2 protein-coding genes are annotated in these 12,012 nt (G+C 73.1%); both read left to right on the forward strand.

Features of this window, described 5'->3' with window-relative positions; all coding sequences use genetic code 11:
* Positions 1-34 precede the first annotated feature (34 nt).
* Entirely contained in the window at positions 35-5,527 is a 5,493-nt protein-coding gene (locus tag Q8A52_RS47765; protein ID WP_456300757.1) for an SDR family NAD(P)-dependent oxidoreductase, read from the forward strand.
* Between the two features lie 34 nt (positions 5,528-5,561).
* A partial coding sequence (locus Q8A52_RS47770; protein WP_316764879.1) for a type I polyketide synthase occupies positions 5,562-12,012 on the forward strand: 6,451 nt, incomplete at its 3' end.

Consider the following 12,012-nt stretch of genomic DNA (forward strand, 5'->3'; position numbering starts at 1 on the left):
CGCGCAGGCCAAAAAAAGGGGGCGGACAACACCGATGATGAACGAAGACAAGCTCCGGGAATACCTCAAGCGGGCCACCACGGACCTGCGCCAGGCCCGGCGGCGCGTGCGCGAGCTGGAGGCCCGCGACCAGGAGCCGATCGCCATTGTGGGCATGAGCTGCCGGTTCCCCGGCGGCATCGGCTCCCCCGAGGAGTTGTGGCGGCTGCTGGCCGAGGGCGAAGACGCCATCTCGTGGTTCCCCGAGGACCGCGGCTGGGACGTCGACGCGCTCTACGACCCCGACCCCGAGCAGCCCGGCAAGGTCTACACCCGGCAGGGCGGTTTCCTCCGCGACGCGGCGGACTTCGACGCGGACTTCTTCGGGATCTCGCCGCGCGAGGCGCTGGCCATGGACCCGCAGCAGCGGCTGCTGCTGGAGACCGCCTGGGAGGCCTTCGAGCATGCGGGCATCGACCCCGCCACCCTCAAAGGCAGCCGCACCGGCGTCTTCGCCGGCCTGATGTACCACGACTACGGCTTCACGCCCGGCGTCCTCCCCGAAGGGGTCGAGGGGCTCATGAGCACCGGCAACTCCGGCAGCGTCGCCTCCGGGCGCATCGCCTACACCTTCGGCTTCGAGGGTCCCGCGGTCACCGTCGACACCGCCTGCTCGTCCTCGCTCGTCGCCCTGCACCTCGCCGTGCAGGCGCTGCGGGGCGGCGAGTGCTCCATGGCGCTCGCCGGCGGCGTGACGGTCATGGCGGGCCCGAGTGCCTTCGTCGAGTTCAGCCGCCAGCGCGGACTCGCCCCCGACGGTCGCTGCAAGTCCTTCGCGGCGGCGGCGGACGGCGCGTCCTGGTCCGAAGGCGCCGGCCTGCTGCTCGTGGAGCGACTGCGGGACGCCCGCCGACTCGGCCACAAGGTGCTCGCGGTCGTCCGGAGCAGCGCCGTCAACCAGGACGGCGCGTCCAACGGCTTGACCGCGCCCAACGGCCCCTCGCAGCAGCGCGTGATCCTCGAGGCGCTGGCCGGCGCCCGGCTGTCCGTCGAGGAGGTCGACGCCGTCGAAGCACACGGCACCGGCACGAGCCTAGGCGACCCGATCGAGGCGCAGGCGCTGCTGGCGACCTATGGGCAAGAACGCGAACGGCCGCTTCTGCTCGGCTCGTTGAAGTCCAACATCGGCCACACGCAGGCCGCGGCGGGCGTCGCCGGCGTGATGAAGATGGTGCTGGCGATGCGGCACGGCGTGCTGCCGAAGACGCTGCACGTGGACCGGCCCACCCCACGGGTCGACTGGTCGGCCGGCTCGGTCGAGCTGCTGACCGAGGCGACCGCGTGGCCGGAGACGGACCACCCTCGCCGGGCCGGGATCTCGTCGTTCGGGATCAGCGGCACCAATGCGCACGTCATCCTCGAGCAGGCGCCCGAAACGGAGGCGGAGGGCCCGGCCGACGACACGCCCGAAGGCCAGGGCGTGGCCGAGGAGTTGATGCGGACCCGGACCACCGTGGTGCCGTGGGTGCTCTCCGCGAAGACCGGGCAGGCGCTGCGGGAGCAGGCGCGACGACTGCTGTCGTCCGTGGACCCGGTGGCCGCGTCACCGGCCGACGTGGGGTTCTCGCTGGCGGCCACCCGCTCGGCGCTGGAGCACCGGGCGGCGGTCGTCGGCGCCGACGGGGAAGAGCTGCGCGCGGGGCTGACCGCCCTCGCAGCGGGTGAGCCCGCGGCACAGGTGGTGACGGGGCGCGCCGGGGCCGACCGGGGCAAGCTCGGGTTCTTGTTCTCGGGTCAGGGTTCGCAGCGGCTGGGGATGGGGCGCGAGCTGTACATGGCCTATCCGGTGTTCGCTGCGGCGTACGACGAGGTGTGCGCGCTGTTGGACGCCGAGGTCGACGTCGATGCGGAGACGCTTCATCAGACGGGTTCGACGCAGCCGGCGTTGTTCGCCGTTGAGGTGGCGTTGTTCCGGTTGCTGGAGTCGTGGGGTGTCCGGCCCGATTACATGGCTGGGCACTCGGTGGGCGAGATTGCGGCTGCTCATGTGGCGGGTGTGCTGTCGCTGGAAGACGCCGTGAAGTTGGTGTCGGCGCGCGCCCTGTTGATGCAGGCCCTGCCTGCGGGCGGCGCGATGGTGGCAGTCCAGGCGACCGAGGACGAGGTGTTGCCGCACCTGACCGACGAGGTCGGGATTGCGGCGATCAACGGTCCGCAGTCCGTCGTGGTCTCCGGGACCGAGGCTGCCGTGCTGGAGATCGTCGAGGCCTTCGCCCAACAGGGTCGCAAAACCTCCCGGTTGAAGGTCAGCCACGCCTTCCATTCGCCGTTGATGGACCCGATGCTGGACGAGTTCGCGGAGGTCGTCCGCGGGCTGGCCTTCAGCGAGCCGCGGATCCCGGTGGTCTCCAACCTCACGGGTGAGCCGGCTGAGTCGTACACCCCCGAGTACTGGGTGCGGCACGTCCGTGAGGCGGTCCGTTTCGCCGATGGCATGCGGACCCTGCACAAACTGGGTGTGACCACGTTCCTGGAGATCGGCCCCGGCGGCGTGCTGAGCGCCCTCGCCCAGGGGTGCCTCGACGATGCGGACATCGTCACCGTTCCCGCTCTGCGTACCGGCCGCCCCGAACCCCAGGCGCTCACTCTCGCACTCGGGCAGTTGCACGCGCACGGTGTCTCCCCGGACTGGCAGGTGCTGTTCCCCGGCGCCCAGTGTGTGGACCTGCCCACGTACGCCTTCCAGCGCGAGCGCTACTGGCTCGAAGGCACGGCCGCGCTCGACGTCGCCTCGGCGGGCCTGGACCCCTCCGGCCACGCCTTGCTCGGCGCGGTGGTGGAGACCGCCGGGGCGCAGGACGTGCTGCTCACCGGCCGGCTGTCCCCGGCCGAGATGCCCTGGATCGCGGAACACACGGTCGGCGGCGTGCCGGTGCTCCCGGTCGCCGCGTTCGTGGAGCTCGCACTGTCCGCGGGACGGCAGGCCGGGTTCCCGCACCTGGAGCAACTGGACGTGGACGCCCCGCTGGTTCTGGTCGAACAGGGCGCCGTGCGCATCCAGGTGCAGGTCGGTGCGGGCGACGATCCCGACCGGCGCTCGGTGCGCGTCTTCAGCCGGCCCGCTGCGGGCGGCGCCGACGAGCCGTGGGTCCGCCACGTCACCGGAGAGCTCACCCGGAACGCCTCGGCGCCGGAGTTCGACACGATGATCTGGCCGCCGACGGGTGCCGAACCCGTGGACGTCGAGGGCCGTGCGGGTCTGCTCGCCGCCTGGCGCGCCGGGGACGAGCTGTACGCCGAGGCCGCACTGCCCGTCACGGAGCGGGACCGGGCGGACCGCTACGGCCTCCACCCCGTACTGCTGCACGCTGCCCTCGGCATGCTGGCGTCGGACCGCGCCACGAACCCCGGCGAGGTGCTCATGCCCCACGCCTGGAGCGGCATGTCCGTGCACACTCCGGGACCCGGGGCCGTACGCATACGCCTCCGGCCCACCGGTGACGACGCGGTGGCGATCGAACTGTCCGACGCCGACGGCTCTCCCATCGCCTCGGTCGAGTCCGTCCGGACGCGGACGATGTCCCCGCAGCAGGTACTGGCCTCAAACGTGGCGCACCAGGACTGGATGTTCGAGGTCGACTGGGTCGAGCACACCGCGGTTTCCGCTCCCGCCACTGGACCCGAAGCAGAGTGGGCGGCCCTCGGCGACGGGGGTTCCCACTGCGACATCGACGCGCTCCGCAAGGCAGTCGACGGCGGTGCGGCCACGCCTGCCCACGTCCTCCTGCCCTGCGCCCCGAGCGAGGGCGATGCGGCCGCGGCGACGCGCGGGCTGCTGGCCGGTGTGCTGTCCGCCGTCCAGGAGTGGGTCGCCGACGAGCGGTTCTCGGACGCGCGGCTCGTGGTGATGACACGCGGAGCCGTCGAGCTGGACGGCACAGCATTGGACCTCGCGCACGTCGCGGTCTCCGGTCTGGTGAAGTCGGCCCAGACCGAGCACCCGGACCGGCTCCTGCTCGTCGACGCGGACGACTCGGTCCCGAACGGCGGCATCGACCCGGCGCTGGCCGCGTCGCTCGCAGCTCTGGACGAGCCGCAGGCCGCGGTGCGCGACGGAAAGTTGTACGTGCCGCGCCTCGCCCGGCCCACTCCGCCCGAGGAGCCCACCGGTCACACGTGGGGCCCCGAGGGGACCGTACTGCTCACCGGCGCGACCGGTGGCCTCGGACGGTCGCTCGCGCGGCACCTCGTCGCCGAACGCGGCGCCCGGAGGCTGCTGCTGGCCAGTCGCCGCGGCCCCGCGGCCGAAGGCGTCGGCGAACTCGTCGCCGCCCTCTCCGAACTGGGTGCGCACGTCGACGTGGCCGCCTGCGACATCGCGGACCGGGACGCCCTCGCCGAACTGCTGGCCTCGGTCCCGGCCGAACACCCGCTCGTGGCCGTGGTGCACGCGGCGGCGGCCCTGGACGACGGCGTGGTCACCGCCCTGACCCCGGAGCGCCTGGACACCGTGCTGCGGCCGAAGGCCGACGCGGCGCTGCACCTGCACGAGCTGACCCGGGACCTGGACCTCTCCGCGTTCGTGCTCTTCTCCTCCCTGGCCGGAGTCCTGGGCAGCGCCGGCGCGGCGGGCTACGCCGCCGCGAACGCCTTCCTGGACGGGCTGGCGCGGCAGCGCCGGGCCGCGGGCCTGCCCGGCACCTCGCTGGCATGGGGCCTGTGGACGGACAACGGCGGCATGGGCGACCGGATCACCGACGCCGACCGCCACCGGATGGGGAGGGCCGGAGTCGTGCCGCTCAGCACGGCGGAGGGGCTGGCCCTGTTCGACGCCGCCCTCACCGTGGACCGACCGGTGATCGTGCCGGTCCGGCTGGACGTTTCCGGACTGCGCGCCATGGCCCGCGCCGGCATGCTGCCCGCCGTCCTCCGCGGTCTCGTCGGCGACACCGGCGCCGCGGCCGGCGAGGCCACGGCCACAGGGACCCCCGCCCTGGCCCGCCGCCTCGCCGGGATGCCGGAGGCCGACCAGGAGAAGGTCCTGCTGGACCTGGTGCGCAATCAGGCGGCAGCCGCCCTCGGCCACGCCACCGCTGCCCGCATCGAGCCCACCACGGCCTTCCGGGACATCGGCTTCGACTCCCTGACCGCCGTGGAGCTGCGTAACCGGCTCAAGGCCGCGACCGGGCTCCGGCTCAAGCCCACCCTGGTCTTCGACCACCCCAACCCCGTCGCGATCGCCCGGCTCCTGCACAAGAACCTGGTGCTCGACCTCACCGCCGAGGCCCCGCCCGTGCTCGGCGAACTGGACCGGCTGGAGTCGCAGCTCGCCGCGCTCGCCCCGGAGGACGCGGTGCGGGACAAGGTCACCGCCCGGCTCAAGGCGCTGCTCTGGAAGTGGACCGACACCCACCAGGACGCCGCGTCGAACGCCGCCGACGCCGACGCCGACGCCGGACCCGGCACCGACCGCGACCTCGACCGGATCGACGCCGCCACCGACGACGAGATGTTCGACCTCATCGACCACGAGCTCGGGTCTCTCTAGCCCTTCTCACGCACTGCTACCGAGGACGTAAAACATGTCGAACGACGACAAGCTCAGGGATTACCTCAAGCGCGTGATGGTGGACCTGCGTCAGACCCGCAGGCAGCTGGGTGAGCTGGAGGCGAAGGACACCGAGCCCATCGCCATCGTCGGAATGGCCTGCCGCTACCCGGGCGGGGTCGGCTCGCCCGAGGACCTATGGCAACTGGTCGCCGCGGGCGGCGACGGCATCGCCGAGTTCCCCACCGACCGCGGCTGGGACCTGGACACGATCTACGACCCCGAGCCCGGGCGGACGGGCCGCACGTACGTGCGCGAGGGCGGCTTCCTCTACGACGCCGGCGAGTTCGACCCCGCGTTCTTCGGGATCTCCCCCCGCGAGGCCCTGGTCATGGACCCGCAGCAGCGGCTGCTCCTGCAGACCTCCTGGGAGGCCCTCGAACGCGCGGGCATCGACCCCGCCTCCGCACGCGGCACCCGGGCCGGCGTGTTCGTCGGCACCAACGGCCAGGACCACGCCTACCTCCAGCGGCAGGGTGACGGCGACACCGAGGCCCACCTCGTCACCGCGAACACCGCCGCCGTCGTGTCCGGCCGCATCTCCTACGCCCTCGGCCTCGAAGGCCCGGCGGTCACCGTCGACACGGCCTGCTCGTCCTCGCTGGTGGCACTTCACCTGGCCGCCCAGGCGCTGCGCCGCGGCGAGTGCTCGCTCGCCCTGGCCGGCGGCGTGACGGTGATGGCCACGCCGAACACCTTCATCGCGTTCAGCGCGCAGCGCGGCCTGTCGCCCGACGGCCGCTGCCGCGCGTTCTCCTCGACCGCCGACGGCACGGGCATGTCCGAAGGCGTCGGCGTGCTCCTGCTGGAGCGGCTGTCCGACGCCCGCCGGCTCGGCCACGACGTGCTCGCCGTCATCCGCGGCAGCGCCGTCAACCAGGACGGCGCCTCCAACGGCCTCACGGCCCCGAACGGCCCGTCGCAAGAGCGCGTGATCCGGCAGGCGCTGGAGAACGCGCGCCTGACCGCCTCCCAGGTCGACGCGGTCGAGGCGCACGGCACGGCCACCACCCTCGGCGACCCGATCGAGGCGGAGGCACTGCTTGCCACGTACGGCCAGGAGCACTCCGACGACCGACCGGTGTGGTTGGGATCCATCAAGTCCAACATCGGTCACACGCAGGCCGCTTCCGGCGTCGCCGGTGTGATCAAGATGGTGATGGCCATCCGCAATGGCGTCCTGCCGCAGACGCTGCACGTGGACGAGCCGACTGCTCAGGTCGACTGGTCGGCGGGCGGCGTCAAGCTGCTGACCGAGGCTCTCCAGTGGCCCGATTCGGACCACCCCCGCCGCGCCGCCGTGTCGTCCTTCGGCGTAAGCGGCACCAACGCGCACGTCATCGTCGAGCAGGCCGCGACAAGTGAAGAGCCCGCCCGCGAGACGGCCTTTGTGGGACCGGTCCCCTGGGTGGTGTCGGCGAAGAGCGACGCGGCACTGCGCGCCCAGGCGGAGCGCCTGCTCTCCTTCCTGGAGGACGGCCGCAGCGGCGGGAGCGGCCCCGGCCGCTCGCCGGCCGACATCGGCCTTGCTCTCGCCACGACGCGCACCGCCTGGGACCGCCGGGCGGCCGTCATCGGCGAGAGCCTGGAGGAACTCATCGAAGGCGTACGGGCACTGGCGTCCGGCACCCCGTCCGCGGCCGTCGTGCAGAACGCCGCCCGCCTCGGTGACAAGACCGGGTTCCTGTTCTCCGGCCAGGGCTCGCAGCGGGCCGGCATGGGGCGCGAACTCTACGACACGTTCCCGACGTTCGCCGCGGCCTACGACGAGATCCGCGCCCACCTCGACGTCACGCTCGACGCGGACGCGGAGCAGCTCGACCAGACCGGTTGCACCCAGCCTGCGTTGTTCGCCGTTGAGGTGGCGCTGTTCCGGCTGCTGGAGTCGTGGGGTGTCCGGCCGGACTACGTGGCCGGTCACTCGGTGGGTGAGATCGCGGCTGCTCATGTGGCGGGTGTGTTGTCGCTCGAGGATGCGGCGAGGCTGGTGTCGGCGCGTGCCGCATTGATGCAGGCCTTGCCTGTGGGCGGCGCGATGGTGGCGCTCCAGGCGACCGAGGACGAAGTGCTGCCGTACCTGACCGACGGCGTCGGCATCGCGGCGGTCAACGGCCCTCAGTCGGTTGTGGTCTCCGGCGCTGAGGACGTGGTCGTGGCAATCGGTGAGGCCTTCGGGGAGCAGGGGCGAAAGACGTCCCGGCTGAAGGTCAGTCACGCCTTCCATTCGCCGTTGATGGATCCGATGTTGGAGGAGTTCGCCGCGGTCGTCAGCGGTCTGGTCTTCAATGAGCCGCGGATTCCCGTCGTTTCGAACCTCACCGGCCGGCCGGCCGAGCCGTACACCCCCGAGTACTGGGTGCGGCACGTCCGCGAGGCGGTCCGCTTCGCCGACGGCGTGCGGACCCTGCACGAGCTGGGTGTGACCACGTTCGTGGAGATCGGTCCTGGTGGCGTCCTGAGCGGCATGGCGAAGGGCTGTGTCGACGAGGCGGTCACCGTCCCGCTGCTGCGCGCCGACCGCCCCGAGCAGCAGGCCGTCGTCACCGCGCTCGCCGAACTGCACGTGCACGGCGTCTCCCCGGACTGGCAGGCCCTCTTCCCGGGCGCCCGCCATGTCGACCTGCCCACCTACGCCTTCCAGCAGCAGCGCTTCTGGCTTGAGGCACCCGAGGACGAGACGGCCGCCGTGGACGCGGTCGACGCCGAGTTCTGGGCGTGCGTCGAGCGCGAGGACGCCCAGTCCCTCGCCGCCACGCTGGGGCTGAGCCCCGACGAACTGGACGTCGTGGTCCCGAAGCTGTCCGCCTGGCGGCGTCAGCGGCGCGAGCAGTCCGTCGTGGACGGCTGGCGTTACCAGCTGGCCTGGCAGCCGCTGAACGGCCTGTCCGCCGGCGACCTCTCCGGCAGCACATGGCTGTTCGCCGCGCCCGAGGGCGACGAGTGGGCCGAGACCGTCCGCGCGACGCTCGCCGCACGCGGCGCGCACCTGATCCCGCTGACGGTCGGCACCGACGCCGACCGCGCGTCCCTGGCCGACGAGCTGACCGGGGCCGCAGCTGAAGCCGGATCGCTCGACGGCGTCCTGTCGCTGCTCGCGACCGACGAGACCGCCTTGCCCGAGCACCCCGCGCTCTTCCGGGGCTTCGCGCAGACCGTGGCCCTGGCCCAGGCGCTGGGCGACGCGGGCGTCGACGCGCCGCTGTGGTGCGCCACCCGGGGCGCGGCCGCCACCGGCCGCTCCGACGACGCACCGCTCAGCGCGGTGCAGAACCAGGTGTGGGGCCTCGGCCGCGCCCTCGCCCTGGAGCACGCCCGGCGCTGGGGCGGTCTCATCGACCTGCCCGCGGCCGTCGACGAGCGCGCCGCCGGCCGTATCGCCGCCGTACTGAGCCAGGGAGCCGGCGCCGTGGACGGCCGGGAGGACCAGGTCGCCGTCCGCGCCTCCGGCGTGTTCACCGCCCGGCTCGCCCACACCCGAAGTGGCGTCGGCCGGCCGTGGTCGCCGCGCGGCACGGTGCTGATCACCGGTGGTACGGGTGCCCTGGGCGGGCACGTCGCCCGCTGGCTCGCCGGTGCCGGTGCCGAACACCTGGTACTCACCAGCCGCCGCGGCCCCGCAGCGCCCGGCGCGACCGCGCTCAAGGCCGAACTGGAAGAGCTGGGAGCGCGCGTCACTCTCGCCGTGTGCGACGTCGCCGACCGCGACGCGGTGGCGGCGCTGCTCGCCGAGCACACCTTCACCTCTGTCTTCCACGCCGCGGGCGTGGAACAGTTCGCCTCCTTCGACGAGCTGACGCCGACCGATTTCGCCCGCACGGTGTCGGCGAAGGCCCGCGGCGCCGCGCACCTGGACGAACTGCTCGGCGACCGCGAGCTGGACGCCTTCGTCCTCTTCTCCTCGATCGCCGGCGTGTGGGGCAGCGGACTGCAGACCGCCTACGCGGCCGGCAACGCCTTCCTCGACGGGCTCGCCGCCCGGCGGCGGGCCCGGGGTCTGACCGCCACCGCAATCGCCTGGGGCCCCTGGGCCGACGGCGGCATGGTCACCGACGCCGACGAGGAGCACTTGCGCCGCCGCGGCGTCGTCACCCTGCCCGCCGTACTCGCCGTGACCGCCCTCCAGCGCGCCCTGGACTGCGACGACACCGCCGTCGTCGTGGCTGACATCGACTGGGAACGGTTCATCGGCCCGTTCACCGTGGGCCGCCCGAGCGCCCTGCTGTCCGAGCTGCCCGAGGTGCGCCGCGCCGGCACCGCCGCACCGGCCGACGCCGCCACCGGCGCCCCGCCCCTGGCGGCCCGGCTCGCCGGACTGCCGGAGGCCGAGCGCACGGAGACTCTGGTCGACCTGGTCCGCGCGCACGTCGCGGCCGTCCTGGGCCACTCCTCGGCGGCGGATGTCGAGCCCGACCGGGCCTTCAAGGACCTCGGCTTCGACTCCCTCACCGCCGTCGAACTCCGCAACAAGGTCAACACGGCGACCGGTCTCGCGCTGCCGCCCACGCTGGTCTTCGACTACCCCAACGCCACGGCGCTCGCCCGCTTCCTGCAGAACGAGCTGCTCGGATCCCCGGCCGCAGTGCCGCAGGAGCAGCACGCCGCCGCCGACGACGAGCCCATCGCCATCGTGGCGATGAGCTGCCACCTGCCCGGCGGTGTCGACTCGCCCGACGCCCTGTGGGACCTGGTGACGTCCGGCGGCGACGCCATCTCCGAGTTCCCTTCGAACCGCGGCTGGGACGTCGAGGCCCTCTACGACCCCGACCCCGACCGCCCCGGCAAGACATACGCGCGTGACGGCGGATTCCTCTACGGTGCCACCGACTTCGACGCCGGCTTCTTCGGGATCTCGCCGCGCGAGGCCCTGGCGATGGACCCGCAGCAGCGCCTCCTGCTGGAGACCTCGTGGGAGGCCTTCGAGCGGGCCGGGATCGCCCCCGCGCAGCTGCGCGGCAGCCGGACCGGCGTCTTCGTCGGCATGGCCTACCAGGGCTACGGAGCCGATGTGCGCCGCACGCCGGAAGGCGTCGAAGGACACCGGCTCGTCGGCGGCGCGTCCAGCGTCGTCTCCGGCCGGGTGTCCTACACCTTCGGCCTCGAAGGCCCCGCCGTCACGATCGACACGGCTTGCTCGTCGTCCCTGGTCGCCCTGCACCTGGCCATGCAGTCGTTACGCAACGGCGAGTGCACGATGGCCCTGGCCGGTGGCGTCACCGTCATGGCGAGCCCGAACGTCTTCGTGGAGTTCAGCCGCCAGCGCGGTCTGTCGCCGGACGGCCGCTGCAGGGCGTTCGGCGCGGACGCGGACGGTACCGGCTGGGCGGAGGGCGTGGGCGTGGTGCTCGTGGAGCGCCTCTCCGACGCCGTGCGCAACGGCCACGAGGTCCTGGCGGTGGTGCGGGGGAGCGCCGTGAACCAGGACGGCGCGTCCAACGGCCTGACCGCGCCGAACGGGCCGGCGCAACAGCGGGTGATCCGCGAGGCGCTGGCCTCGGCCGGACTCGCTCCGGGCGACGTGGACGCCGTTGAGGCGCACGGCACGGGCACGACACTGGGCGATCCGATCGAGGCGCAGGCACTGCTCGCCACGTACGGTCAGGAGCGGCCGGAGGACCGGCCGCTGTGGCTGGGCTCGCTGAAGTCCAACATCGGCCACACGCAGGCCGCGGCAGGCGTGGCAGGCGTCATCAAGATGGTCATGGCCATGCGCCACGGCGTGCTCCCGCAGACCCTGCACGCGGACGATCCGACGCCGCACGTGGACTGGTCGGCCGGTGACGTCCGGCTCCTGACCGAGGCCGTCGCATGGCCCGGGTCGGACCGCCCGCGCCGCGCGGCGATCTCGTCCTTCGGCGTCAGCGGCACCAACGCCCACACCATCATCGAGGAGGCCCCCGCCACGGCGCAGCTGCCCCCCACGCCCGACTCCGGCGCAGTCGTGCCGTGGGTGCTGTCGGGCAAGGGTGAGCCGGCGCTGCGCGCCCAGGCGGCCCGGCTGGCCGGCCACCTCGAGGCGAAGGATGGCTGGACGGCTTCCGACATCGGCCTTTCCCTGGCCTCCCGCGCGACGTTCGAGGACCGCGCGGTGCTCCTGGCACAGGGCCCGGACGAGCTCCGGCAGGCCCTCACCGCCCTCGCCGTCGGCGAACCGGCTGCGAACGTGACGCTGGGACGCGCCCGCTGCGAGGGCAAGGTCGGCTTCCTGTTCTCGGGTCAGGGTTCGCAGCGGATCGGTATGGGGCGTGAGCTGTACGGGGCGTTCCCCGTGTTCGCCGATGCGTACGACGAGGTGTGTGCGCGTCTGGACGCGCCGGTCGACACCGACGCCGAGACCCTGCATCAGACGGGGTGCGCCCAGCCCGCGCTCTTCGCGGTCGAGGTGGCGCTGTTCCGCCTCCTCGAATCGTGGGGTGTGCGGCCGGATT

The organism is Streptomyces herbicida (genome assembly GCF_032656585.1).
Taxonomy (GTDB): domain Bacteria; phylum Actinomycetota; class Actinomycetes; order Streptomycetales; family Streptomycetaceae; genus Streptomyces; species Streptomyces herbicida.

Excerpts from the sequence above, each read along its gene's own strand:
- Q8A52_RS47765 (WP_456300757.1), top strand. The coding sequence starts at position 35 with ATGATGAACGAAGACAAGCTCCGGGAATACCTCAAGCGGGCCACCACG.